Origin of the sequence: Hahella sp. CCB-MM4 (assembly GCF_002260525.1) — a bacterium.
GTDB lineage: Bacteria > Pseudomonadota > Gammaproteobacteria > Pseudomonadales > Oleiphilaceae > Hahella.
This window is the reverse complement of record NZ_MRYI01000001.1, coordinates 498867-523144: the sequence shown is the minus strand read 5'-3', so window position 1 is coordinate 523144 and position 24278 is coordinate 498867. Positions and strand designations below refer to the sequence as shown.

Here is a 24278-nt window from a genome sequence, read left to right as displayed (position 1 = left end):
AAACACGTGACCAGATACAGACTCCTATATTGCCTGCTTTTGTCCATCGTGGGCCTTCAGGCCAATGCCACAGACCTTCAATATCGCTTGGATGTCAGCTACTCAGAAGCTAATCCAGACTATTCTGCTTTTGAAAACGGCGATGGCGCTTCAATTTACGGTGAAATTCTGGCAAATGACGCAATTTTCGCCTTTATCCGTCGCGCTGATGTCAAGTTCCGTCCAAGTGGTCCGGTAGATGGTGGCTCAGTTGAGTATTGGGACGAACTGGGAGCCGGATTTAAACACCCAATTTCCGACAGCTTTTTCATTCTTGGAAATATGTCCCTGCAATACCTGAAGAAAAAGGATAAGAATGAACGGGGCCATGGAGTGCAGGTAGGCGCACGATATCAGCCGTTTGAATCCTTTGGCGTGAACTTATATGCGGGTCGAATAGATGTTGTCATCAAGGACTGGACGTTGAGAGCGGAAATGGATTACCGACTGACTCAGCATACCTATCTGGTTGCCAGATTAAGGGATTATGCGGATTGGGATGTCACCTATTACGAATTTGGTGCAGGGATTGTGTTTTAAACCCGGGGAACATTGCGTTTAGTCAGGAATGGAAAAGGCGGAAGATTTCTCTCCCGCCTTGAATGATTACTTGATCAGGTCTTTCATGAACTGGCCAAGCTTGGAGTGGTGCATAATGGAGGAAACCGGAAGAATGGTTTCCGCCGGGCCCCAGGCAAACACGTTTACCGGAGTATGGGTATGAGTACCGGTACCCCAGACGGTGTTCTGGGCAGTGGCCTGCTCACGGCCGATCAGGTTACCGCGGTCGTTATAGGGGAAGAAGGCATCGAAGTCCACGATCGCAGGTACTTCGTCAACTGACAGGTAGCTGTGTCCCGCGACTTTGTAGGGATTGGCTTTATCCTTCAGTATGCGTGCCGCTTGCTCTTCAGTGATATCGAATTCGCTGTTGTCGTTGATGATTTTCATCAGAGCAGCAGGCGTTTGTTCTGCTTCATCCAGCTTGCCGAAGGCTTCCAGCATGTCGTAGTAGCTCAGCTTCTGAGCATATAGACCATCCAGAATGTCATAGCTTCCGAAATTGAAGTTAGGAGCGTAATCCCTGTTTTTGAAAGCCTCGCCCGGACGCTTTTGCGGTGCTGGCAGTTCTGAAGAGGAATAGCTGAAGCCGAATGATCCGGTTTCATGGTCTGCGGTGACGATGATAACGGTATCGTCACGACCTTTAGCCCACTCATAGACACTGTTAACGGCTTCGTCGAACTTGATCAATTCGTTCAGCATGGTACCTGCGTCATTGGTATGGGCTGCCCAGTCAATCTGGCCACCTTCGACCATCAGGAAGAAGCCGTCTTTGTCCTTGGATAGGATCGATAACGCCTTCTCGGTCATTTCCTTAAGAGTGGGCTCAGTGCGGTCTGCGCTATCCTTGGTGTTGTGGTAGCGGACGCCGTCCATCATGCCTGAATAGGCGAACAGACCCAGCAATTTGTCGCCGTTGGCCGAGTCCAGCTGATGACGGTTAAAAGCCAGTTTATAGCCTTTATCTTTGGCTTCCTGAAGCAGGTTACGCTCATCTTTACGCTTGGATTTCAGATATACGCTGCCTTCAGTCAGCTTCTCAAGCGCTTTGTATGTATCGCCCTTTTCGTTGGTGGATGCAGGAATAAAGTAGCGAATGCCACCGGACAGCATAACGTCAGGCCCAACTTTCAGCATGTCGGAAGCAATCTCGTTTTCCAATGAACGATGAGGCTGGTGGGCTGCAAAGGCGGCAGGAGTAGCGTGGGTCAACCGAGTGTCGGAAACCAGGCCAGTGGCTTTACCCAGTTTCTTGGCTTTCTCCAGGATGGTTTCCACATGGTTACCTTGTCCGTCGATACCGATAACTTCGGATCCGGTTGGGATACCTGTGGAAAGTTGGGTGGCTGAGCAGGCAGAATCCACGACAATGGCGTCTGTCGGATAGGTCATTGAGGAACCAATGACACCTTCGTCTGCGAGGCGGTGGATGGCGGTTGGTTTGCCCTGATAGATGGAGTGTGGAGCTCGCTGTGCATAGGTTTCCAGCATGCCGACCTGTTGAGGTCCCATGCCGTCTCCGATCATCAATATGACATTCTTTATTTCAGCTGCGGACGCCGTCAGTGGCACTCCTGCCAGGAGTGCTGAGGCGATGAGTGTTTTGATTTTTGCCGTCATAATTGCTCCTTTTAATTATATAATTGGTGTTTTATTAAACGGGCGTTCAATAAAAACGTTATCATGTTACAGAAAGATGACGGTAAAAATCATGCTTTGGTAAAAAAAATTCCCGAATAGTGTCGCTACCGGGTCAGGATTGACGATTACAGAGTTGTTCCAAACTTGAAAATCTGCCGGTAATACTTTTCGTGTTCTTCAATCTATCGCGTTCTTCAATAGTACGCGAGCTCATCAATACGCGTTTGTTTCAGTTTCTTGCACGCGTGTGCACTAAAAAGTTTCAACCCCCTTTCACTTCGCTGTCATCTAATAATATGAAGATGGTTCCTATGAGCGCCGCCACAGAATTAGCTGTTTGCACACGTATGCACTTTCGTCTGTGTAAACAAGATAGCGTCTGTGTAGACAAGACAGCGGCTGTGTAGACAAGACAGCGGCTGTGTAAAGAACACTGGCTGTGAAAAAAGACATCGGCTGTGTGCAAAAAACATTAGTCGTTATAAGACTCAGGGGGTCATTCATGTTGAAACATTCATCGCTAACGCTGGCGTTAACAGCGTCGATGGCATTGGGGGCTGCCGCAGTACAAGCTGCGGACCTGGTGATTGCCGGTCGGGATGGAATCTACGGTAAAGCGTTGGAGGAATCTGTGGCGCGGTATCAGGCCGCCCATCCGGATATGGATATTGAGTTGCTGAAATTGCCGTATGGCAGCCTGTATGAAAAGTTGGTGATCTCCATGAGGGAGAACGCGGGCGCTTATGATCTCGTGATGATAGACGATACCTGGGCCACTGAATTTATGAGCAACGGTTGGCTGGCGAATCTTGAAGAGCAGTCCGGGATCACCGGCGACTTCATTACCGCTGCCCTGGATATATCCCGTTATCCGGTGGGGCAGGGGCCTGCGTATTCCCTTCCGGTCGTTGGTAACGTGGCCATGTTTACCTATAACAAATCCCTGTTTAAGGAATTCGGCCTGACCCGTCCCGATAATTGGGAGGCAGTTAAAACAGCAGCCAAGACAATTTCCGCCAAGAATAACGGCACCACCGGGGTCGTATTCCGAGGACAAAAAGGAAACCCCATCGTGACCGGTTTCCTGCCTTTGTTTTGGGCTCATGGCGGTGTGATTGTCGATGATGGCGGCAAGGCGCATGTGAACTCCGATCAGGGTGTTCAGGCACTGGAATCATTTTTGGAGCTGAAGCAATACGCGCCCAGGGGCGTCGAAGTCTACAACTCCACTGAGGTTCGTGATGCTATCCAGCAGCGTAAAGCGGCGATGGCAATCGAAGTATGGCCGTCCTGGGTGCCGTCCATGGACGATCCGGACCAATCCAAAGTTGTGAGGGAGATGGAAGTGATAGCAGCTCCCGGCCAGGTAAAGGGTTCTTCTCCCATGTTGGGGATCTGGCAGATGGGAGTTGCCACCGATGCCAAGCATGACAAGGCAGCTCGTGAATTTCTTGAATTTCTGACCAGCGCCGAGAACCAAAAACAGCTGGCCATTGATCTGGGGCTTCCGCCAACCCGCCGCAGTGTGTATACGGATGCGGATGTGGTTGCCAAGTATCGCTGGTACCCCAATCAACTTGATGCTCTTGAGCATGGCAAGCCACGCCCACGCATCGAGCGCTGGAATGAAGTGGAAAGCATTCTGGGGGACTATCTGCAATTGGCCATGATCGGTGAGCTGGATGCACGGACGGCCCTGGACCAGGCCAATCGCAAAATTGACCGCGCCCTGAAACGCTAGTCAACGGATAGTCGGCGACCACGAAAATCTGGAACTTTGTGGTCGCTATTCTGGAGCCTTTGAATGCTATTTCGTTCACGTCTGCAATTAATATCTCTGATGCTGCCGGCCACGCTACTGCTTGCGGTGTTAACGCTTTACCCGATTTCCCAGATACTGATAAATGCGTTTTCCTACGTTGACTACGCAGGTGCTGAACGCCAGTTTGTGGGGTTGGACAATTTTGCCGAATTGATCGACGACTGGTTCTTCATCGGAGCCGTCGAAAACACCTTGGTGTTCTCCGTCATGGCATCGTTTGTACAAGTAGGCTTGGGTTTGCTCCTTGCGGTATTGTTTGACCGGGAATTTCCCGTTAAGCGCTTTGCGCTGCCAATCGTCATTTATCCCATGATGTTGTCGACGCTGGTGTGTTCGGCGATCTGGCGGGCCTGGTATCACTATGATTTTGGTTTCTTGAACAACGCGCTTGTCAGTCTTGGGCTGTCACCGGTGGAGTGGTTGTTTGATCCAAGTCTGGCGTTGTTTTCCGTCATGCTGGTGGATGTCTGGCAATGGACGCCCATGTCCTTTCTGATCATTCTGGCCGGATTGCAGTCGGTTCCCGCCGATATTAAGGACGCAGCATTAACTGATGGTGCCAGTGGCTGGCGCCGCTTTCGCTATATCACTCTGCCGCTGGTCATGCCGCAGATCCTGCTGGCTTTGCTGCTGCGGTCGATTGATACCTTCAAGTTGTTTGACAAGGTGTATGCACTGACGGGTGGCGGTCCGGGCAATAGCACCAGCACCCTTTCTTTGTTTATTTACAAACAGGGATTCAAGTTTTTTAACCTGGGCCTGGCTTCGGCAGGAGCACTAATGATGCTCTTGATTGCCTGTCTATTGAGTGCGGTATATGCCTGGCGTTATGTGGGGGCAAAATCATGATCCGTCACATAAAGCCCTTGGCTTTCTACATGGGGCTGGTATTGGTACTGTTGTTCTTCCTTCTGCCAATCCTGTGGATGATAGGAACAGCGTTTACCCCATCCGGAGAATACATCAGCAATAGCCTGAGTCTGTTGCCCGAGCACCCGACGATGGAACACTTCCGTGCTCTATGGAAAGATGGTTTTCCTGAACGCCTGGCCAATACAATAGTTGTGGCGGTAGGGGCCACGTTTCTGGCTCTGGTATTCGGGTTTCTTGCCAGCTATGCGCTGGTAAGGTTTGACTTTCCGCGATATCTGGACCACTCGTTTCTGCTGCTGGTATTGATGATCAAAATGATGCCGCCGATTGTCGTGGCCATTCCCCTGTTTCAATTATTGAAAGGTATCGGCATGTTGGATAGTTCATTGGGGCTGATCCTGGTGTATCAGGTCTATACCCTGCCTTTCTGTATATGGATGCTGCTGAGTTTTGTGCGGGAAGTACCTCTCAGCCTGGAAGAGGCGGCCTGTCTCGATGGTACCAATCTACCGAAGCGGTTACTGTATATCGTGTTGCCGCTCTGTGCTCCCGGTTTGGCAGCAACCTTTATCTTTACCCTCATCATGGCGTGGAATGAGTTTCTTTTTGCGCTGTTGTATCTCTCTACCCCCAGCCATTTCACATTGCCTCTCTACGTATCGAACTTTATTACCGAGAACGAAACCTATTGGGGGCAACTGATGGGCATTGGTCTGTTGTCTTCTTTGCCGATGCTGTTTATGGCCGGATACGTACAGCGTTACCTTTTACGCGGCTTCACCATGCAAATGAAATAGGATTTTCCAGATGGCTTCAGTGACTTTGCAAAACCTTCGAAAACGATTCAAAAACCAGGAAGTGCTGCGGGGGATTGATCTGCAGATCAGAGACGGTGAGTTTCTGGTGCTGGTCGGCCCTTCCGGCTGTGGAAAATCCACCTTATTACGCATGATTGCCGGGCTGGATTCAACTTCAGAGGGCTGTATCAAAATTGGAGAGCGAAATGTTAGTCACGTGACTCCCGCCCAGCGAGAGATCGCTATGGTGTTTCAATCCTATGCGTTATATCCCCATATGACGGTCTGGGACAACATGGCCTTTGGCCTCAAAATGGCAGGGATTCCAAAAGAGGAGCAGGTATTACGGATACAGCAGGCCGTGGATATTCTGCAACTGCATCCCTATATACATCGCAAACCGGCTGAGCTGTCCGGAGGTCAGCGTCAGCGGGTCGCCATCGGTCGCGCAATTGTGCGGCAGCCGGAGGTTTTTCTGTTTGATGAGCCCTTGTCCAATCTCGATGCCAAATTGCGGGATCAGATGAGGGTTCAGCTGATGGAATTACATCAGCGGTTGGGAACGACCATGATCTACGTTACCCATGATCAGAAGGAAGCGATGACCATGGCTGATCGAATTGTGGTGATGCGACAGGGCGTGATTGAACAGATGGGAACGCCTTTGGAGCTGTACGAAAGACCGGCCAATCGATTTGTGGCCGGATTTATCGGCTCCCCGACAATGAATTTTGTCCCGGTCAAGATGAAACACCAGAACAATGGTGAATCGGTTGTCACCTTACCCTGGTCGCAAGATATCCGGCTTGGCACTTGGTCTGCTTCGGTCAATAAAGATGAGAGGCTGGAGCTTGGTATACGCCCGCAGGGAGTGTTGTTGGACGACAGCAGCCCCTATCGGATGCAGGTGGATGTCACCGAACCGCTTGGCAATATGGTGTATGTTCATGGCCGTATCAACGGTGTTCGCCTGGTGGTGGAAACCCAAAAGGCTCCCAATCCGGGAAGTCAGGTGGGGATTCACCTGAACGATGCGATGTGCCATCTGTTCGATGGTGAAGGACAGTGTTTGCGTCAGGCGATGGAGCATATACATGCAGCTTGAGATTGTCGGATCCGGTGAAGCCTATGATCGTTTTCGGGTGAATGCCTCCGTATTGGTTGAGGATCAGGAGTATTGTCTACTGATTGACTGTGGACCGACCGTTCCCCAGGCTCTGTGGCGTCGGCAGCTACCTTCTGATGCAGTGGATGCAATCTATCTCACCCATATTCATCCGGACCATGCCTCAGGTATTACGGCGTTACTTAATCAGTGGGCATCTGCGGGGCGTTGCAAGGATCTGGAGATTATCTGCCAGCCTGACCAGCAGTCTCACCTGCGCTGGATGGCCGATTATGCTGCCTGGCCGGAACGCTTGCCGTTCAGCATAGGATGGCATGATGCGACCCAATTAACCGAATTGGGCCCCTGGCTTATGCGGACTGCTCAAACCCGGCACAGCATAACCAACCTTGCGGTGAGGCTGGATCAGAAACCCCGTGCGAGCGGAATGCGTGGAGCGTTGTTTTATAGTGGCGATGGACGACCGACCATGGAAAGCGCTCAGCTAATGACTGGAAGTGTTCTGGCGATGCAGGAGTGCTTTGCCCATCAGGATCAGGGTGAATCCAGTCATCACGGTGATTTACCTGAGTGTCTGCGTTACCAGCGCCTGGCCGAGCCTCATCAATTATTGCTCTACCATATTCAGGATGGATTGCACGGGGTTATCAGCGAAGCCGTTCAACATCGAACGGGGGTGGCAGTTGCCCAGGATGGAGAGCGTTGGTGTTGTATTTCAGGGAAACGATTGGATCTAAAGGAAGAGAGCTATGCAGCGGGATGATATTGAATCTATCGTCAGGCAGGCTGGACAACTGGCGTTGGATTATTTTCACCGCAGAGGAAGCCTGACTGTTGAGATGAAACATCGTCAGGATCTGGTCAGTGAGGCGGACTGGGCTGTTGAACAGTTCCTGAGAGCGCGTATACGCGAGCTTTTCCCCCAGGACGCGATTCTCGGAGAAGAATATGGATTTGAACCGGTAGCTTCAGATATATCAGCCCCCTCAGTCTCCTTAGATCTATCAAAGCCATCTGAGTTTGGCCAACCGGAAAACGATGCTGTCTGGGTCATTGACCCCATTGACGGCACCACAAATTTTCTACGAGGCATTCCAGAGTTTGCGGTCACCCTATGCCGGGTGGTTCAAGGGGAACCTCAACAAGGGTACATCTATCAACCATCGAAAGATGAAATGCTCAGTGCTGTCTATCAGCAAGGGGCCTGGTTCAATGGTCAGCCCTATAGAATCAACCCGAACCCGGTGACACCAGAGACAGCGCTTCTCGGAATTGGATACGGACTGAAATCGGACTGTCCGGAGCGAGCAATTGCGATGCTAACCCAATGGACAGATGCCGGTTGTCTGAGTCGTCAGGTTGGATCGGCTGCTGTCGGTTTGTGTATGGCCATTCTTGGTCAGACGGATGGTTTCTATGAACCTTTCCTCAATAGTTGGGATGCATTGGCCGGACAATTGATTGCCGTTGAGACCGGCTTGAACAGTTCATCATTCCTGTGTGGTGAAAAGCTGATGACTGGAGGCGCGGTGTGGGTTTCCCGTCCGGAGTTATTTGATCTGGTCGTCTTGGAAAAGGGAAAAGGGAAAAGGGAAAAGGGAAAAGTGAAAAAGCCGATGTCTGAAATAAGAGAAGGGTGAGATACCTGAAAATAATAGAAGGGCGAAATAGGATAAGGGTTAAATAGATGCAGGACAGGCGAGTTACTTCAGAAGATGTTGCCCGGCTGGCGGGAGTTTCCCGTTCCGCTGTCTCCCGCACTTTTACCCCGGGGGCCAGTGTTTCCGACACGACCAGAGACCTTGTGGTGCAGGCTGCGAGGAAGTTGGGTTACCGACCCAACGCCCTGGCCCGTTCTCTGACCGGACAGCAGAGCGGTTTGGTGGCTGTCGTTATGGCGGAGTTTACCAATCCTTACCAGTCCCAGGTGTTTTATGCGTTAACCCAGGCGTTGCAGAAACTGGACAAGGTGCCCATGCTGGTAACGCCAGATGAGACCGGCGATATCAATAGCTCTATGCAATTGGTGGGGGCCTATCAAGTGGATAGCGCCATTATTGCGGCAGGCTCATTGTCCCTACAGGCCACCCAGATATGTCTGACCATGGGGATTCCCTCTGTCCTGATGGGGCGTGACGACCCCTATGGCAAAATCTGTTCGGTACAGACCGATAATGAAATGATCGGGCAACTGGCTGCTGATCATTTACTCGCTTGTGGGGCTACCCGACTGGGCTATATTGGCGGGCCTCCTGATGGGCAGGCTTCCCAGGAGCGGGAGAAAGGTTTCTTTGAGCAACTGCGGAGAAGGGGAAGTGATCCTCTGGGGTATTGTGACAATCCGGATTACAGTTACCAGAGCGGCTTTCAAAGTGCATTGGCATTGTTGAAGCGTTATCCGAATCTTGACGGATTATTTTGTGCCTGTGATGCATTGGCCTTTGGAGCCATGGATGCCTTGAGGCAACAGCGTGGCATACATATCCCGGAGGATATTCAGGTGGTCGGTGCGGACAACGTCCCTATGGCCGACTGGCCTGGTTATCAACTGACAACGATCAGCCAGCCGATTGAACTATTGACCCAGGCTGTGATGGAAAATCTGCAGACTATTCTGAGTCAGGGACAGTCACTGGCCCGCTCCCGCCGGATTATGCCCTGGCTGGTGGCGCGCGCCACCACCAGGTCTTAGCGGATAGTCTATCCGCAAAAATGCTCTACATCGAATTCCAGGCGTTCGATCCTGTCCTTGATTTTGCGCATTTCTGAAATGGTATAACCGCTGCGTTCTTTCTGCCGCTTTTTGAGCTTTTCTTTTTCCAGATGATACTGAGCCCGTTCACATTGGCGGGTGTTATCTTCTGCATGGGAAAAAGTACTGGAGAGTCCCAGTGATAAGGCAATAGCCAGTGATATACCAACGGGCAGTAATAGTGAGGTCTTCATGACGCACTCCTTTGCTAGATAATTGACTTTAAATCACGTTCATCCGTGGCGCGAGAGTGTAAGGTGTTTCTCTCTTCCAGGTCAAATGCCAGGCTTTAAGGTCTAATATCGGATTGAGACATTACGTTTAGAGGCGTCGCAGGAGCTGGCGTATCTGGTCTATATCATCTCGCCTGGTTGAAATTTCCGTCTATAAGCGCCGGGAGTCATGCCGGTGAGTCGCTTGAATAATCTGCGAAAAAACGCCGGGTCCTCGTATCCCACCTTCCAACTGATGGCATCTATGGCATCGCTTTTGGTTTCCAGCAGATACTTGGCGTTTTCAATCCTGAGCCTTTGAACGTAATTGATAGGGGATAACCCTGTGGCTTTCTGGAAACGGCGGCTGAAGGTGCGTACGGAAATACCGGAAACTGTTTGCACATGTTCAACCGGGTTGGGGTGTCGGCTGTTTTCGTGCAGCCATTGTTGGGCTGATTGAATAATGGCATCGCCGTGTTGGGAGTTGGCCTGAAATATCACGTAGGGCGCTTGCCCGTCACTGTGCGTATTGAGCAGAAAAAACTTGGCACAGGTCTGGGCGGCATGGGGGCCGGCATAGCGTGAGATCAGATAGATCAATAAGTCATGCCAGGCCGCTGAAGCGCCTGACATGATAATCCGGCTGTCGGCTCCAGTGGCAATCAGCACTTTGCTGATATTGAGCCTGACTTTAGGGAAATGAGTCATGAACAGTCTTTCAAAAGCCCAGTGTTGAGTGGCTTCATAACCGTCCAGCAATCCCGTTTCAGCCAGTAGCATTGCGCCGGTACAGGCAGAACAGATCAAGGTGCCTTGCCGGTGCATGCGGAGAATCCACTCGGTGAGATCCGGATACGGATTACCTGGCCATTCCGGAGTCAGCAGATACAGGGAGGGAATCAGCAACACATCTGTTTGTTTGACATCGCTAAGACGGGACTGCAATGGTAAGGGCATGCCCATGACATTCTTGATGACCTGTCCCGGCGCCTTTATATTTCTCCAGACTGCATCAGGTGAGACAACTCGTGGTTTAAAAGATACCGGACCGGGAACCATGTGGCCGAAGGAGCTGAGTACACCATGAAGACCCGTCAGGGCGGAGGCATCGACTTCCGGGGTTGCTACGAGGCTGATATCGATAATCTGCTTTGGGGACATTTTCCTTCTCCGAATGGCAAAAATGCCTCGGTTTTGCACATTCTGCCTCTTATCAGCGCCCATCACAAACGGCATTCTAAACCTTAAAACTCCCATCTAAAGGAAGGAGGTATTCGATGAATGCAACATTTTCAGGGCCCCCCGCAGAAATCTATGACCGGCATTTTGTTCCCGCACTTTTCGGACAATGGGGGCGTGTCATGGTACGTGAAGCGGGCATTTCCCCCGGTAATCTGGTATTGGATGTGGCTTGCGGCACCGGCGCACTGACCTGCCATGCGGCAGACAGTACAGGTGGGGGGCATCTGGTCACAGGACTCGATATTAATGAGGATATGCTGGCTGTTGCCCGTGATAAGAAACCCACAATAGATTGGCGACAAGGAAGCGCGGAAGAGTTGCCTTTTCAGGATGAGAGTTTTGATGTGGTGGTCAGTCAATTTGGATTTATGTTTTTTGAAAACCAAGTGACGGCATTGAAGGAAATGATGCGGGTTCTCAAACCTGGAGGGCGTCTTGCCGTGGCGGTGTGCGATGCTCTGGATCATTCGCCGGGGTATGCGGTTTTGGCTGAACTGTTAAGTCGCTTATTTGGTGAGGACATTGCGCAATCGTTCAGAGCACCGTTCAGTTGCGGAGACCGTTCGCTGCTGTTGGAACGTGCGGAGTCTGCTGGGATTCATGTGTCCCGTTACCCGGATTTGAACGTGGCTCGTCATGACGGGAAGGTCAGATTCCCCTCTGTCCAAGCGCTGGTCTCCACAGAGAGAGCCTGTGTCTGGACTTTAGGAGGGTTGCTCGATAGTGAACAGTTCGAACGTCTGGCAGAGGAGGCAGAAGAGTCATTTCAGCCATTCCTGGTCGCTGATGGTCAGGTGGAATTCAACATGCCGGTGCTGATTCTGAGTACCACCAAGTCCTGAGGCATCGTGAATCTTCATCGCAGAAAGATGGGCCGCAGGACAATGAGACTAGATAGATGAGCCGCAGGATGATGAAACGTAGAGAGATGAGCCCATCTCCATCAAGCGGCTTCGGGCCCGCTCAAACTCGAACTGAAGGCTGCCTTGGGTGTACAGCTCATGAAGAGGTACTTCACTGGTGAGAAAGAGTCTGACGCGCTGGTCATAAAGCTCGTCTATCAGGGCTATAAAACGGCGGGCGGCATCGTCACGGCGGGACAGCATGACTTCCCGTTCACCGGTTTCACCGGAACCGACACTGCCGTCTTCCGTCCCTCTGGCTTTAATGCGTTCGTAGGCCGGGCCACTCAACGGGGGGACATTCAAAAGCACCACGGTTTCAAACTGGTTGGCGATCTCCATATAGTCCAGATGACTTCGAGGGCCTTCACACAATTGTGTAAACTCAAAACAGATATGATGCCGGGTCCGTGAAATATAGGGAATCTCTCTGCCAAGAATTGAGATTGCCGTTGTCGTACCCTCTGAGGCCGGTAAGTCGTGGTGTTTCAGTAGCTGATCTCTGGTTGCTTGTGCCTGGACGGCATCATTGACGACGAAATAAATATCATCCAATGCTTGATGGCGTTCTCGATGATCCTGCTGTCCCGATAAATGAATGCTCCGGGTGTGGGCGCAGATTGCATCGATGGCAGGCAGAAACCGGGCTCGTTGCAATCCATCTTGATACAGATTTTCCGGGGGAGTATTGCTGGTAGCCACCAGTACGACTTTGAAACTGAACAGGTATTGCATGAGCCTGCCCAATAGCATGGCATCGCCGATATCTGAGACGAAAAATTCGTCAAAGCATAATACTTGATATTGCCGGGAGAGGTTTCGTGCAATGATCTTCAGCGGGTCCGCCTCGCCTTTGTACTGATTAAGCTGTTGATGGACCATGGCCATAAAATGGTGGAAGTGTAGGCGCAGACATTTCTCTGAATTCAGGGATTGAACGAAGAGATCCACGAGAAAAGTTTTCCCTCTACCGACCTTCCCCCACAGGTATAGCCCCTTTATAACGTTACCGGCAGGGCGAATGATACTTCGACGGTGGGAAAGGTGGTGCAATTCCTGGTAGAGCTGATCCAACGCTTTCAGTGCTTCTTCCTGAGCCGGATCGTCACTGACCGCGGCACTATTGACCAGGTCTCGGTATCTTTTTAGAGGGCTGTCAGAGGACACTTGCATAGATGAATCGTGGAAGGTAAGCCAGAAGCAGATGACAACAAGGGTCTGAGTGTAATCCTTATTGCCGTGTCTGTCCTGGCTTTTCTGTCGGCGCTGCCTATTGATCCTGTTATAACTTCACAATCAACTTGCCTTCATTGGCACCGGTAAACAGTAGGTTGATGCCCTCGATGGCGCTTTCCAACCCTTCCAGTACATGGCTGCGGTATTGGATTTGTCCTTTCATCAGATAAGCGCCAACTTTTTGGGATAGTTCTCCAAAGCGGTGAAACTGATCCGGCATGGCAAATCCCTGGATAGACAGACGCTTTTTCACCACGTGGACCCAGCTTGGACCTGCTGCCGGTGTTGTCGAGTTGTAATCTGAAATCACCCCACAAACCACAATACGACCGAAGGTGTTCATATTGGCAAAGGCCGCATGTTGGATTGGACCACCGGTGTTTTCGAAATAGATATCAATTCCGTTGGGAGCGGCTTCCCTGACAGCTGTTTCAAGATCGGCCGTTTTGTAATTGATGGCAGCATCAAAGCCCAATTCTTCTGTCAGCCAGCGACACTTCTCGTCGGAACCTGCAACTCCAATGACTCGTAATCCTTCCGCTTTGGCAATCTGACCGACAATGGAACCTACAGAGCCTGCTGCGCCTGAGACCAATAACGTTTCACCTGCTTTGGGTTTAGCGATTTCCATTAAACCGTGATAGGCAGTGACACCCGGAAGAGCCAATACGGAGAGAATCGCTTCCGCCGGTAATTCGGGGGGCATCAGGGAAACGCCCGTACCGTTGCTGACCAGATACTCGGTCCAGCCGAACATCCCGGCGACCTTTGCTCCGACTGGGAACTGATCATTCTTCGATTCAACCACCTCTCCCACACCGCTGGAGCGCATGATATCGCCCAGTTCTACCGGAGCGATGTAGCTGTCGGTGGCTGCACTCATCCATCCCCGCATGGCAGGATCCAGAGACATATGGGTCTGTTTGATCAGGATTTCTCCGTCCCGGATCTCGGATGTTTCCAGCTCCACAAGGGAAAAGTTATCGGGTTCAATATTGGTTTCCGGTCTTTTGACCAGTTTGACGGCTTTGTAATTCATAGAAGGCCTCAATGTGTGATTGACCATTTAAATCAGTTGTTGATACGTCGGTTAATTGATGCATAGCTTAATTATTGTCGGTACAAAAGATAAACATGCTAAAATTCAAATTACTTTTGCAAAAATGGCAATAATGAGGATCAAGGCAGGATTTGCTTTGGGAACCCGATAAGAAAAAGAAAAAGAAAAAGAAAAAGAAAAAGAGAGAGCCAAAGTGGCAGAGAAAGAAATAGGAAGCGAGAAATAAGAGAAAACAAAAAATAGAGGAGCCAGAAGATAGACAAACTCAAAGCCTTGCGCTTTTTTGATCATGTGGGGAGGTTCGGTAGTTTTACTGAGACTGCCCGGTTCTTTGATGTTCCGGTTTCTAGTGTGACCCGCCAGATCCAGTCTCTGGAGGAAGCATTGGGGGCCAGATTACTGCACCGGACGACACGCATGGTTCGTCTGACGGAGATTGGGGAAATCTACCAACAGCACTGCCGACAGGTATTGGGTAGCCTGGATAGTGCTGATGAGCTGGTATCGAATTACCAACTGGAGCCGTCAGGAACATTGCACATCAGCTGCAGCCTTTCATACGGTGAAAACAGAATTGCGCCACTTTTGCCTGAACTCCAGACCCAATACCCGAAAATTCTGATCGACCTGGACCTGACCGACAGGGTTGTCGACATCCACCGGGACAATGTCGATATTGCCATTCGGGCCGGTCGTATACCCGATGAACGGATCATTGCAAAACACATCGACGACAATAACTTCTCCCTGGTCGTGTCACCAGCTTATACCGCGAAGTATGGCACTCCGAAATCTGTGGCGGAGCTGGCGGACCATAAGGCAATTTTCTACCGTACCCAAGACCAGGTATTACATTGGCAGGTTCAGATGAATGGTCGTTGGCAGGCGGTTGTGGTGCAGCCGGCATTGATTACCAACTCTGCCAAAATTATGCGGCAATGGGCACAAAACGGGGAAGGAATGGCGCTTATGCCCAACTGGGCGATCAAAACAGGCTTGGTTGATGAACTCCAGGTTTTGCAATTGGATCACTCGTTACATGTTTCCCAGGCTCCGAACCTGGGAATCTACTTGCTCTATCAGAAGCCGAAGTATGTGGTGCCCAAGGTGAAAGCTGCAGTGGATTTTTTTGTTCACCATCTTTCCCAATCGGTTTAGGTCTTTTTCGTAGGAGGATTCGCCGGAATCCCAGTGGCTTGGCCCTTATAGATCGTCTGTTCGTTTTGATTAATAGGCACTGCTTTATGAAAAAGTTGTCAGGTTTTCGCCTGGACAAACACCTTGATTCGGGCCTATATAAGGATCAATAGCCCTAAGGTTTTGGAGAGTATCCATGTCCGAAGAATATGAAAAACTGCATCCCATTCTGACAGAGGTAACCAGGACTTTTACTCAGTTATATGAGCACCGTAAAGATGAATCGGCCCGCCAGAAGCTGATCAAGCTAGAACAGCTGCTGGAAGAAAAACTGGCCGAAATTCGCGGGGTGAAGGAAAAATTAGAAAAAGGATAGAGGACTGGGAAAGTCGCAAGTTGAAGCATAGTTACGCTTGTCTGCTCAAATAATCCTTGTCCAGTGATATCCAGGAGACGCTCCGCTGAACCTGTCGAGACTCATTGCTGAGTCTTCGACAAATCTGCGGAGCCTTCAAGAGGTTACGGCAGAGCACTCGACAGGTTATTGCGGCCAAAGACCACCGATGTCTCGTTACCCCTGATTCACCAGCTCAGCCGGAATCTCTGTCGACTTTCGCCGAACAAAGGAAAGCCTGGCGATGCACCCGATAAATACCACCGAGAAAATCAGTCGTGCCCAGAGCACGCCAGACAGATCAGCCCCCATCAACATCACCAGCATGGTATCTTCGATCACACTGTGACACACACCCAGAAAGCCCAGGGTCAGAAAGATATCCCGTTGGCTGATGTGGCCGGACTTGGCCTCCCGAATCAGCAAGCCCGCACCAAATGTCAGACCCAGAACGGTTCCGATGACAGTGACATTCGCTGCAGCTTTTCCGATGCCAAGAACCCGCAATACCGGAAACAGCAGAAAATGAATCAGGCGTTCAATGCCCAATAGTCTCAACAGTCGAAGAATTCCCAGGAGCGATAGAATGATCGGGAATATCCATAACAGGGTCTGAATTTGATTCAATGCCCATCCGCTAAAGCTGGTATCCAATGTTCCTTCGGGCCGCCACAGCATCACACTGGGTTCCTGCAGAATATCAAAATAGCGATAGCTCAGGTTGACCAGAGTTCCAAGCAACAAGGCTCCACCAATCCTGATGGTTAAGGTTGCCCGCCAGTTGACTCCTACCGTCTTGGCCACCGCACCCTCAATGGGTAATGAGTGAGCCAGAAGCATAAGACATCCCAAAACTGTAGCCTGGGCGATCGTCAGCGGCTGTTCCAGGGGTAGGTTGAAAAAAACCAGCATCCCGGTGTACATGTTGGTCAGCAGAGTGGCTGCCCAGACCAACCCTATGGTGTCTGGTAATCCAAGCAGCTGCATGAACGGGGACAGGAGCTGAGCCAGTATTTTCGTGCCACCCATCATGTCCAGCAGCTTGACAATAATCAGCGCGGGTACCATGACCTTAAGTAAGGTCCAATAGACTTTGGCCGTCTCAAGGAACAGTTGCCTGCCTTCCTGTCCCAGCCTTTTTAATACATTCGTCATTTCCAATAAGTCCTTTGTGACAAATCAATTGTGGGATAACCCGGGGTTCCTGATGAAGAAAAGTATTGCCAGCAAGGTTCACATTGTAGGAAAGTGACGGATAATAATTTCTCAAGAATGGCTATTTGTTTTATCAAAAATTTGTTTTTTTGCCTGAATTTGAAATTTTATTAACCAAGACCGGGTGCTGTTATCCATGACTCAGGATGAACCCATCAACTTCTGCAAGGATCTCAAGGTATTTCGATGATGTTGGATCGGATCGACCGCCGGATACTCAATCAACTGCAACTGGATTGCAGTCTCACCAATGTACAACTGGCAGAAATCGTCGGGTTATCTCCACCGGCGTGTTTAAAGAGGGTGAAGCGCCTGACGGATGAGGGCTACATAAGCAAGAAGGTCGCTCTCCTATCTCCCGAGCATTTTGGACCATCCCTACATATGGTGGTGGAAGTGGTGCTGGTCAGTGATCAGCGACATGTAAACCAGGAATTCGCAAAGCGGGTTCAAGCCTCTCCGGAGGTCAAACAATGCTATCAGGTCACCGGCGAAATAGATTTCGTCCTGATTGTGATGGTGCCCGACATGCCTGCCTATGAGGCATTTTGTGAGCAGGTGCTGTATGCGGATCCCAATATGAGGAAATTTCGAACGCTGATATCGATTCGAAGGGAGAAATTTGAAACCTCTATAGATGTCGGGGAAGTGTAGCCAATAGCCATTGACAGGTCTCGGCAGATTCTAGGGAAACTTCCACTGGTCCTGGGTTACCTATCAGACAAGAGGCATTCATCCTATCTTGTTCGAGGTAAGTAAAAATGGCGCTGACGATTAAAGAGTTCAATTCTGCTCTGGACGGTATTTCAGAACAGGAGCCAGGGACTCAGGTATCACAACTGTTGGAAAGCTACAGGCAGGAGTTCAATCGGCAGTATCAGGAACTGTCGAAGAACGGTGGAAATATAGACGCATTGCAGGAACTCCTCGAAATGATCATGGCTCAGCTCCGATCAATCCTTCGACAGGACTCCTGGTCCAACGCCGGCGGGCAGTCAGACAGTAACCCATCAAGTATTCAGGTTGGTGCTTCTAGTCATTCAGCCAATAGTGGAAATGCAGCTAATAGTGGAAATATAGGCGGACATACCCTGAATGCTGTGACGGAGCCATCGTCAGTATCTGGTCCGCCCCCGACAACTTCCAAAACCGCGTCGATTGACTCATCTTCATTCAGTACGACAATGCCCGAAGGACGGTTGTCTGAGGACGAAGGCAAGCAGTTGGCGGTACAGGTGATGAATCGGCTGATCAAAGAGTACGGGCTCACCCCGGAGCAGGCGGCAGGCATCGTTGGAAATCTCTACATGGAGAGTGCGGGAATGAATCCGCATGCGAATCAGTTCTCGCAGTTCTCAGGCGGTGCCTCAAATCCCGACGCCTTTGGTGATCCTTCCGGTGCCCGGGTTCAGGATAATACCGGTTATGGTTGGGCGCAGTGGGGTGAGTCGCGCAAGGATGGGCTGATCCAATACGCCAAAGCGAACAATATGGATCCCGGCAGTTCTGCCGCTAATCTGGGTTTTTTAATGCAGGAATTGTCCTCGCCATCAGAAGGTCAGGTTATCCAGAGTCTGAAGAAAACCGAATCAGTTGAGGAAGCCATGATGGTATTCCGCCGGGACTATGAGAGAGCGGCGGTCGGAGGAGCGGCGGATGGGGAACGTCTTAACAGCGCCCAAGATATTTATGAGCTTTACATGAACCAATATGGGTGAGCCCGCGGTTTATTTGCAGATGTAGAAATATCAGGAGGCTAGTTGCTGCAATAGGTTGGGTTTGCAGTTATCGGAACGAAAGTGGAAACTAATGCAATTGAAACTTCCCCCTGAGTTCAGGTAACCGATGTATGACCGATAGACCGATTCCCTTTGATAACACCTACATCCGCTTACCTGAGAAATTCTATAGCCAGGAAATACCCACTGCTGTCGCCGCCCCTAAACTGATCAGATCCAATCCCGAGCTGGCAGAGGATTTAGGTATTGATCCTGAGTGGTTTGCTTCTGATGACGTTGTCAGTGTGTTTTCCGGCAATGCTGTTCTTGACGGCTCACAACCCATTGCAACAGTCTACGCAGGACATCAGTTCGGTAACTGGAACCCCCAGTTGGGTGATGGCCGTGCCATTATGCTGGGAGAAGTGATTGGTAAGAATGGTCAGCGTTATGACATCCAGCTCAAGGGTTCCGGCCAGACCCCGTTTTCCCGTATGGGAGACGGGCGGTCACCGCTGGGGCCGGTGATTCGGGAATATATCGTCAGTGAAGCCATGGCGGCGTTAGGAATTCCCACCACCAGGAGTCTGGTGGCTGTCGTCACCGGTGAACCGGTGGTGCGGGAATCGGTGTTGCCCGGTGCGATACTGACCCGGGTTGCGCGCAGTCATATCCGGGTTGGCCACTTCCAGTATTTTTCCGCCCGTCAGGATCTGGAGGCAGTAAAGGCATTGGCGGACCATGTGATTGAGAGGGATTTTCCAGAAATCGGGGAAGCCAATCATCCTTATATTGAGTTGCTTGAGAAGTCGATCAGCCGCCAGGCGCAGCTTATTGCGCAGTGGCAATTGGTAGGGTTTATTCACGGCGTCATGAACACCGACAATATGCTGATCTGTGGCGACACCATCGATTACGGCCCATGTGCTTTCATGGACGAATATCATCCCAATACCTGTTTCAGTTCCATTGATCATGGCAAACGTTACGCTTATCAGAACCAGCCGGCGATTGCTCAGTGGAATCTCTCCTGGCTTGCCCAGGCATTACTGCCGTTATTGGATGAGGATTCTTCCATGGCCATAGAGATTGCTCGTGAGAAGCTGAATGACTTTGTAGATGAATATCAGTTGGCCTATATGGAAGGTCTGCACCGGAAATTCGGACTGACCGTGATGACACAGGAATCCGTCAAGTTGGCTGAGGACTTCCTCAAATTGATGACCAGAGAGGCGGCAGATTTCACGCTGACATTTCGCCATTTATCAGATATCGCAGCGGATAGCGCAACTCAGCCACCAGTAGATTACCAACTACCGGAAAGTTTCACCGACCTTCTGAATCAATGGAAAGATCTTCACGGGCAGGAGGATGGTTCTCAAGAAGAGATTCAGAAGCGTATGTATACCGTAAACCCCGTATACATACCCCGTAATCACCTGGTCGAAGATGCCATCAAAGCTGCCCAGCACAACGGAGACTTACGCCCCTTCCACCGTTTGGTCGATACCCTGGCTGACCCGTTTAATCATCACCCGGACAATAATGACCTGACCCGCCCACCCGAGCCCCATGAAGTCGTTCTGCAGACGTTTTGTGGGACCTGAAATTCTTCAGAGGAAGTATTACTTAGAAACAACGAACCTTAGCTTTGCCGGTGTGACCTTGAAAATCAGGGTGTCGCTAATCACCCGGCTTTCTCCAGCCAGTAATTCAAACTCCTCTTCATATGCCCCTGCCGAAGTACCGGTTTTTGCGAATAATAAGGGTTTTGATAGGTCACCGATGACAATCAACTTCCCTGAGGTATTTTCTACGCCGGTATTGGTGACTTTGACCTCAAAAAGGCACTGTTTTTTCAAGCATTCATATTTCGCTTGCTCAATGACAATGGGCTCATTATTGATAATCAGCCATCTTGCGCAGAGCAAAACTGCAATTGTGCCAAGGAATATTGCATAAAATGGAAGTCTTCCAATTTTTCTGAGTGATTGTGGTATCTGCATCTACAGCGACTTAATGATCCTCAAACACTGCTAACCATTGCCGCAATGCCTTATTCAATCCGTCTTTTTGCTTCTCGGACAGCCCTTCCAGCAATTCTGCCTCTGCGTTGACATGCTGTTCCACGGCCAGGTTGATGAGTTCCAGACCTTTATCCGTTAGGGATACGTAGACGCTTCGTCGGTCTTCTTCGCTGTGAATGCGTTTGATCAGGCCTTTATCTGCGAGCTTGTCCAGTCGGTTGGTCATCGCGCCTGAACTCAACATCATCGAGTTGAATAGTTGCGACGGTGTCAGGGTGAAGGGGTCACCGGAACGTCGAAGGGTGGCCAATACATCAAACTCACCGGGCTTCAGATCGAAATCCTGATGACACTTTTCAATGGCGCGCGACGTATATTTATAAATACGGGAGAAGCGTCCGATAATTTCCATGGGCTGCATTTCGAGATCTGGTCGTTCCTTGTTCCATTGGGCTGCAATGCTGTCTACAGAATCCTGGTCGGATGATTTCATAATGGTGTTCTTAGTTATCTTAAGGTGAAGATACTTTACCTGAGGTTTTTGTCGCTGTATAGTTGCTGAAAATATTGTCTTTATATGGAGATACTTTATATGAATATTATCATGGCAATGATGGTGACGTTCCTCTGGGGGACTACGGCCGCAGCCACTCATATAGGATTCATGGATTGGCCGCCTCTAGCTCTCGCTACCCTGAGAGCGCTTCCTGCAGGCCTGATTCTGTTGGCGTTGAAACCCACGTTACCCAAGCCGGAACAGTGGAAGCCTATCCTGGCCAATGCAGCAATCAACATCACCCTGTTTTTCTCCCTGGTGTTTCTGGTGGCGCAAAATCTTCCCGCGACGCTGGCGGCGGTGGGGATGTCGGCCACGCCGCTTGTGGCACTGGTGGTCACCATGCTGGTCAAGCGGACCTTGCCGAGTCTGCCTCAGGCGGCGGTTGCGCTGTTGTTGGTTGGCGTAACATCCACGCTGTTTAATCCTTCCAGCGAAGGGATTACGGTGATAGGGATTGCTTCCATGGTTTCAGCCATGCTGGTCATGATTATGGGGAGTATGTATCTCAAACATGCCATGCAGACTATTGATTGGTGGACCATGGTTGTCTGGCAATTGATTCTTGGGGGGCTGATGCTGCTTCCTCTCGGGGCGATCCAGTGGTGGATGAATGCGGACCTTTACGCGACTGCCTTCAGCTTTGATGCTGATCGGGTGTGGACCGGCCTGTGGCTGGTGCTGGCCAATACAGCTCTTGCCTATGCGGTCTTCATGTGGGTGCTGACTCGAATCAACGTCGTACAGTTTGCCTTTGCCAGTATTGCCAATCCGGTTGGAGGTATTATCGTGGGAGCCCTGCTGGTGCATGAACAGTTTTCAACTCAGGAGTATCTGTTAATGCTGCTGATGATTGGAGCTTCTCTGGTGGCACAAATGTTGTCGCAGGAGAGAAAACCTGCGCGACTTCCGGAGCCTGCGATAGAGTCATGAAATTCAACATTGTCAGGGCAGAGCGGCGACGAGAAAACGCTCCGCTCGAGGCAACCTTGTTTCGAGTCAATTTTCTTTCATTGGAGGCTGGTATCCAGCTTTCCGCTGAAGTAGTCTTTTGATGGTCGGGCGATCTTCGTGGTCGCCGTTTTTCTAATTTGTTAATACGAAACACGATAAATTAGAAACGCTATTAAGAACAAATCACTATAAAAATATCACTGTGCCTGCAGGGCCGGGGTCGAGTAGTACAACAAGAAATGTCCGGAATTTCCGGGTGAAACTTTATCGCTACTCCAGGGAACTATCATGAAGCCCAAGCGCCACTCTGCCTCTTCCAAATCCACCTCCATGCCTTCGGTTGCCTATCTGTGCATGGAGTTTGCCATTGATTCCAAAATTAAAACCTACGCCGGTGGGCTCGGCATACTCGCGGGTGATTATCTGAAAGGTGCCAAAGAGGGTAAGTACCCGATTATCGGTATCGGGCTGAAATGGAAACAAGGCTACACCTCTCAAACTGTCGATGGCAGTGGGAAGGTGGTGGACTCCTTTAAAAATCATCCCTATGACAAATTCGAAGATACTGGGAAAACCGTGACGGTTACGATACGTCAGCGGGAAGTTGTCTGCCGTATCTGGCATAGCAAGGCATTCGGCATGAGCGAATTGATCTTGCTGGACACGGATCACCCGGATAATCCCGACAGTCTGATTACCGGCCAATTGTATGGGTGGTTTGGCGAAGAACGGGTGGCTCAGGAAATCGTTCTGGGTATCGGGGGTGTCAGGGCGTTGCAGAAGCTTGGCAAGGAACCGGATGTTTATCACTTCAATGAAGGCCATGCGGTATTGGCAGCCCTGGAGTTGATTCGCCAGAAGCGCGAGAAAGGAATGTCTCTGTCTAAAGCCAGGGAGGCGACTCGAAAACAATGTGTGGTCACGACCCATACTCCGATCAAGGAAGGCAATGAGTCCCATCCCCATGAACTGTTGCAATACATGGGAGCCAATCTCGGTTTAAGCGTTGAGGAAATGCATGAGATAGGTGGTACGCCGTTCAATATGACGGTAGCGGCATTGCAATTATCCCGTGCGACGAATGCCGTTGCCCAACTGCATGCGGAAACGGCGGAAAAAATGTGGGAGGAGGTAAAGGATCGTCAGCCCATTATCGGCATAACCAATGGTATCCATCGTGGCACCTGGGTAGATCCCCGCATCCAGAAGGTGAAAGGGAACCCGGACAAGCTGTGGAAGCTACATTCCGAACTTAAGTCTGATCTTATCGAGTTTGTCAGAGCCCGAACCGGAGTCTCTCTGGATCAGGATAAATTACTGGTTGGCTTTGCCCGAAGAGCCGCACCCTATAAACGATCCAACCTGATTTTTTCCGCAGGCAAGAAAGTGAGGGACGCATTGAGTTCCGGCAAAATCCAGATTGTGTTCTCCGGTAAAGCGCACCCCAATGACGACAACGGTAAACGTATCGTTGAAGAAATTTATGGCTACTCCCAGACAATGAAGGATAGCGTGGTGTTTCTGCAGGATTATGATATGGAAATTGGGGCCATGTTGACCCGGGGTTGTGATATCTGGTTGAACAACCCCCGTCGTCCGCTGGAGGCCTGTGGTACATCAGGTATGAAAGCTGCCATGAACGGAGTATTGAACGTCAGTATTCTTGACGGCTGGTGGCCGGAGGCATGTGAGCATGGGCTGAATGGCTGGGCTATCGGTGATGAGCAGGTGGCGGCAACGGCAGACAAGAAAGCTGTGGAAAAACAGGACAAGCGAGATGCAAAATTCCTGGCCGATATACTGCTCAACGAGGTTGTGCCCACCTATTATCACGATATGGACCGCTGGATTACCATGATGCAGCAGAGCATCAAAACGGTGACACCGCAATTTGGGGTAGAGGCGATGCTGAAGAATTATTATAAGAAACTGTATAAGGCCTGATAGTATCGACGTATGCAAATGCACGGCAGAAACTCATATAGAATCTGCCGTGCAGTTCGCTCAA

At 50.5% G+C, this 24278-nt stretch carries 25 protein-coding genes; 16 read left to right on the top strand and 9 right to left on the bottom strand.

The window, feature by feature from the left end; translation table 11 throughout:
- Window positions 1-6 precede the first annotated feature (6 nt).
- Window positions 7-579: a hypothetical protein gene (locus tag BTA51_RS02380; protein WP_094705781.1), complete on the top strand. Its 573-nt coding sequence runs from the start codon at window positions 7-9 to the stop codon at window positions 577-579.
- 66 nt (window positions 580-645) lie between these two features.
- Here BTA51_RS02380 and BTA51_RS02375 read toward each other — a convergent pair whose 3' ends face one another.
- Window positions 646-2223 (bottom strand): alkaline phosphatase, encoded by a 1578-nt coding sequence (locus BTA51_RS02375; RefSeq protein WP_094705780.1) that lies wholly within the window; start codon window positions 2221-2223, stop codon window positions 646-648.
- A gap of 523 nt (window positions 2224-2746) precedes the next feature.
- Between BTA51_RS02375 and BTA51_RS02370 the strand changes: the two genes are divergently transcribed.
- The 7 genes from BTA51_RS02370 to BTA51_RS02340 all read left to right on the top strand — a co-directional run bounded on the left by BTA51_RS02370 (window position 2747) and on the right by BTA51_RS02340 (window position 9554).
- Complete coding sequence (locus tag BTA51_RS02370) at window positions 2747-3985, top strand: ABC transporter substrate-binding protein (RefSeq protein ID WP_094705779.1); 1239 nt, start codon at window positions 2747-2749, stop codon at window positions 3983-3985.
- 63 nt (window positions 3986-4048) lie between these two features.
- Window positions 4049-4915, top strand: a complete 867-nt coding sequence (locus tag BTA51_RS02365) for a carbohydrate ABC transporter permease (protein ID WP_094705778.1) — start codon at window positions 4049-4051, stop codon at window positions 4913-4915.
- The gene (locus BTA51_RS02360; protein WP_094705777.1) at window positions 4912-5736 is read left to right on the top strand and encodes a carbohydrate ABC transporter permease; all 825 of its coding nucleotides are present in this window, start codon (window positions 4912-4914) and stop codon (window positions 5734-5736) included. The genes BTA51_RS02365 and BTA51_RS02360 overlap by 4 nt, the downstream gene beginning before the upstream one ends.
- Before the next feature lie 10 nt (window positions 5737-5746).
- Window positions 5747-6841: an ABC transporter ATP-binding protein gene (locus BTA51_RS02355; protein WP_094705776.1), complete on the top strand. Its 1095-nt coding sequence runs from the start codon at window positions 5747-5749 to the stop codon at window positions 6839-6841.
- Window positions 6831-7625 carry an MBL fold metallo-hydrolase gene (locus tag BTA51_RS02350; protein WP_168188023.1) on the top strand — a complete coding sequence of 265 codons (795 nt, stop codon included), beginning with the start codon at window positions 6831-6833 and terminating at the stop codon, window positions 7623-7625. Before BTA51_RS02355 ends, BTA51_RS02350 begins: the two co-directional genes overlap by 11 nt.
- The gene (locus tag BTA51_RS02345; RefSeq protein ID WP_094705774.1) at window positions 7612-8502 is read left to right on the top strand and encodes an inositol monophosphatase family protein; all 891 of its coding nucleotides are present in this window, start codon (window positions 7612-7614) and stop codon (window positions 8500-8502) included. The genes BTA51_RS02350 and BTA51_RS02345 overlap by 14 nt, the downstream gene beginning before the upstream one ends.
- A gap of 47 nt (window positions 8503-8549) precedes the next feature.
- Window positions 8550-9554, top strand: a complete 1005-nt coding sequence (locus BTA51_RS02340) for a LacI family DNA-binding transcriptional regulator (RefSeq protein ID WP_094705773.1) — start codon at window positions 8550-8552, stop codon at window positions 9552-9554.
- A gap of 8 nt (window positions 9555-9562) precedes the next feature.
- Here the strand turns inward: BTA51_RS02340 and BTA51_RS02335 are convergent, their stop codons facing one another.
- Together BTA51_RS02335 and BTA51_RS02330 are read right to left on the bottom strand one after the other, a co-directional pair.
- Window positions 9563-9808: a hypothetical protein gene (locus BTA51_RS02335; protein ID WP_094705772.1), complete on the bottom strand. Its 246-nt coding sequence runs from the start codon at window positions 9806-9808 to the stop codon at window positions 9563-9565.
- Between the two features lie 159 nt (window positions 9809-9967).
- Window positions 9968-10990, bottom strand: coding sequence for a GlxA family transcriptional regulator (locus BTA51_RS02330; protein WP_168188022.1), 1023 nt, complete (start codon window positions 10988-10990; stop codon window positions 9968-9970).
- A 116-nt stretch (window positions 10991-11106) separates the two neighbouring features.
- On the opposite strand from BTA51_RS02330, the gene BTA51_RS02325 reads away from it, so the two are divergent.
- On the top strand, window positions 11107-11913 hold the full coding sequence (locus BTA51_RS02325) for a class I SAM-dependent methyltransferase (protein WP_094705770.1): 807 nt from the start codon (window positions 11107-11109) through the stop codon (window positions 11911-11913).
- Window positions 11914-11961: 48 nt separating this feature from the next.
- Here the strand turns inward: BTA51_RS02325 and zapE are convergent, their stop codons facing one another.
- The 3 genes from zapE to BTA51_RS02310 all read right to left on the bottom strand — a co-directional run bounded on the left by zapE (window position 11962) and on the right by BTA51_RS02310 (window position 14560).
- Window positions 11962-13146 (bottom strand): cell division protein ZapE, encoded by a 1185-nt coding sequence (gene zapE / locus BTA51_RS02320; protein ID WP_094705769.1) that lies wholly within the window; start codon window positions 13144-13146, stop codon window positions 11962-11964.
- A 109-nt stretch (window positions 13147-13255) separates the two neighbouring features.
- Window positions 13256-14248, bottom strand: coding sequence for an NADP-dependent oxidoreductase (locus BTA51_RS02315; protein ID WP_094705768.1), 993 nt, complete (start codon window positions 14246-14248; stop codon window positions 13256-13258).
- 105 nt (window positions 14249-14353) lie between these two features.
- On the bottom strand, window positions 14354-14560 hold the full coding sequence (locus tag BTA51_RS02310) for a hypothetical protein (RefSeq protein WP_094705767.1): 207 nt from the start codon (window positions 14558-14560) through the stop codon (window positions 14354-14356).
- On the opposite strand from BTA51_RS02310, the gene BTA51_RS02305 reads away from it, so the two are divergent.
- A complete protein-coding gene (locus tag BTA51_RS02305; protein WP_246840903.1) occupies window positions 14561-15427 on the top strand; it encodes a LysR family transcriptional regulator in 867 nt (288 codons plus the stop codon). It begins immediately after the preceding gene.
- 175 nt (window positions 15428-15602) lie between these two features.
- A complete protein-coding gene (locus BTA51_RS02300; RefSeq protein ID WP_094705765.1) occupies window positions 15603-15782 on the top strand; it encodes a hypothetical protein in 180 nt (59 codons plus the stop codon).
- Window positions 15783-15977: 195 nt separating this feature from the next.
- Here the strand turns inward: BTA51_RS02300 and BTA51_RS02295 are convergent, their stop codons facing one another.
- Window positions 15978-16955 carry a hypothetical protein gene (locus BTA51_RS02295; RefSeq protein WP_094705764.1) on the bottom strand — a complete coding sequence of 326 codons (978 nt, stop codon included), beginning with the start codon at window positions 16953-16955 and terminating at the stop codon, window positions 15978-15980.
- Window positions 16956-17201: 246 nt separating this feature from the next.
- On the opposite strand from BTA51_RS02295, the gene BTA51_RS02290 reads away from it, so the two are divergent.
- The 3 genes from BTA51_RS02290 (at window position 17202) to BTA51_RS02280 (ending at window position 20340) form a co-directional block, all read left to right on the top strand.
- Window positions 17202-17669, top strand: a complete 468-nt coding sequence (locus BTA51_RS02290; protein WP_168188021.1) for an Lrp/AsnC family transcriptional regulator — start codon at window positions 17202-17204, stop codon at window positions 17667-17669.
- Between the two features lie 107 nt (window positions 17670-17776).
- Window positions 17777-18733 (top strand): phage tail tip lysozyme, encoded by a 957-nt coding sequence (locus BTA51_RS02285; protein WP_094705763.1) that lies wholly within the window; start codon window positions 17777-17779, stop codon window positions 18731-18733.
- 131 nt (window positions 18734-18864) lie between these two features.
- Window positions 18865-20340, top strand: coding sequence for a YdiU family protein (locus BTA51_RS02280; RefSeq protein ID WP_094705762.1), 1476 nt, complete (start codon window positions 18865-18867; stop codon window positions 20338-20340).
- An 18-nt stretch (window positions 20341-20358) separates the two neighbouring features.
- Here BTA51_RS02280 and BTA51_RS02275 read toward each other — a convergent pair whose 3' ends face one another.
- Window positions 20359-20739, bottom strand: a complete 381-nt coding sequence (locus BTA51_RS02275) for a hypothetical protein (protein WP_094705761.1) — start codon at window positions 20737-20739, stop codon at window positions 20359-20361.
- A 10-nt stretch (window positions 20740-20749) separates the two neighbouring features.
- Entirely contained in the window at window positions 20750-21253 is a 504-nt protein-coding gene (locus tag BTA51_RS02270; RefSeq protein WP_094705760.1) for a MarR family winged helix-turn-helix transcriptional regulator, read from the bottom strand.
- A 99-nt stretch (window positions 21254-21352) separates the two neighbouring features.
- Between BTA51_RS02270 and BTA51_RS02265 the strand changes: the two genes are divergently transcribed.
- On the top strand, window positions 21353-22249 hold the full coding sequence (locus tag BTA51_RS02265) for a DMT family transporter (RefSeq protein WP_168188020.1): 897 nt from the start codon (window positions 21353-21355) through the stop codon (window positions 22247-22249).
- A gap of 309 nt (window positions 22250-22558) precedes the next feature.
- Entirely contained in the window at window positions 22559-24214 is a 1656-nt protein-coding gene (gene glgP / locus BTA51_RS02260) for an alpha-glucan family phosphorylase (protein WP_094705758.1), read from the top strand.
- Window positions 24215-24278: the final 64 nt, after the last annotated feature.

Bases quoted from the DNA above. Each gene is read 5' to 3' on its own strand.
- BTA51_RS02375 (WP_094705780.1), bottom strand. From the start codon at position 2,223: ATGACGGCAAAAATCAAAACACTCATCGCCTCAGCACTCCTGGCAGGA.
- BTA51_RS02370 (WP_094705779.1), top strand. From the start codon at position 2,747: ATGTTGAAACATTCATCGCTAACGCTGGCGTTAACAGCGTCGATGGCA.
- BTA51_RS02365 (WP_094705778.1), top strand. From the start codon at position 4,049: ATGCTATTTCGTTCACGTCTGCAATTAATATCTCTGATGCTGCCGGCC.
- BTA51_RS02360 (WP_094705777.1), top strand. From the start codon at position 4,912: ATGATCCGTCACATAAAGCCCTTGGCTTTCTACATGGGGCTGGTATTG.
- BTA51_RS02355 (WP_094705776.1), top strand. From the start codon at position 5,747: ATGGCTTCAGTGACTTTGCAAAACCTTCGAAAACGATTCAAAAACCAG.
- BTA51_RS02350 (WP_168188023.1), top strand. From the start codon at position 6,831: ATGCAGCTTGAGATTGTCGGATCCGGTGAAGCCTATGATCGTTTTCGG.
- BTA51_RS02345 (WP_094705774.1), top strand. From the start codon at position 7,612: ATGCAGCGGGATGATATTGAATCTATCGTCAGGCAGGCTGGACAACTG.
- BTA51_RS02340 (WP_094705773.1), top strand. From the start codon at position 8,550: ATGCAGGACAGGCGAGTTACTTCAGAAGATGTTGCCCGGCTGGCGGGA.
- BTA51_RS02335 (WP_094705772.1), bottom strand. From the start codon at position 9,808: ATGAAGACCTCACTATTACTGCCCGTTGGTATATCACTGGCTATTGCC.
- BTA51_RS02330 (WP_168188022.1), bottom strand. From the start codon at position 10,990: ATGTCCCCAAAGCAGATTATCGATATCAGCCTCGTAGCAACCCCGGAA.
- BTA51_RS02325 (WP_094705770.1), top strand. From the start codon at position 11,107: ATGAATGCAACATTTTCAGGGCCCCCCGCAGAAATCTATGACCGGCAT.
- zapE (WP_094705769.1), bottom strand. From the start codon at position 13,146: ATGCAAGTGTCCTCTGACAGCCCTCTAAAAAGATACCGAGACCTGGTC.
- BTA51_RS02315 (WP_094705768.1), bottom strand. From the start codon at position 14,248: ATGAATTACAAAGCCGTCAAACTGGTCAAAAGACCGGAAACCAATATT.
- BTA51_RS02310 (WP_094705767.1), bottom strand. From the start codon at position 14,560: ATGATCAAAAAAGCGCAAGGCTTTGAGTTTGTCTATCTTCTGGCTCCT.
- BTA51_RS02300 (WP_094705765.1), top strand. From the start codon at position 15,603: ATGTCCGAAGAATATGAAAAACTGCATCCCATTCTGACAGAGGTAACC.
- BTA51_RS02295 (WP_094705764.1), bottom strand. From the start codon at position 16,955: ATGACGAATGTATTAAAAAGGCTGGGACAGGAAGGCAGGCAACTGTTC.
- BTA51_RS02290 (WP_168188021.1), top strand. From the start codon at position 17,202: ATGATGTTGGATCGGATCGACCGCCGGATACTCAATCAACTGCAACTG.
- BTA51_RS02285 (WP_094705763.1), top strand. From the start codon at position 17,777: ATGGCGCTGACGATTAAAGAGTTCAATTCTGCTCTGGACGGTATTTCA.
- BTA51_RS02280 (WP_094705762.1), top strand. From the start codon at position 18,865: ATGACCGATAGACCGATTCCCTTTGATAACACCTACATCCGCTTACCT.
- BTA51_RS02275 (WP_094705761.1), bottom strand. From the start codon at position 20,739: ATGCAGATACCACAATCACTCAGAAAAATTGGAAGACTTCCATTTTAT.
- BTA51_RS02270 (WP_094705760.1), bottom strand. From the start codon at position 21,253: ATGAAATCATCCGACCAGGATTCTGTAGACAGCATTGCAGCCCAATGG.
- BTA51_RS02265 (WP_168188020.1), top strand. From the start codon at position 21,353: ATGAATATTATCATGGCAATGATGGTGACGTTCCTCTGGGGGACTACG.
- glgP (WP_094705758.1), top strand. From the start codon at position 22,559: ATGAAGCCCAAGCGCCACTCTGCCTCTTCCAAATCCACCTCCATGCCT.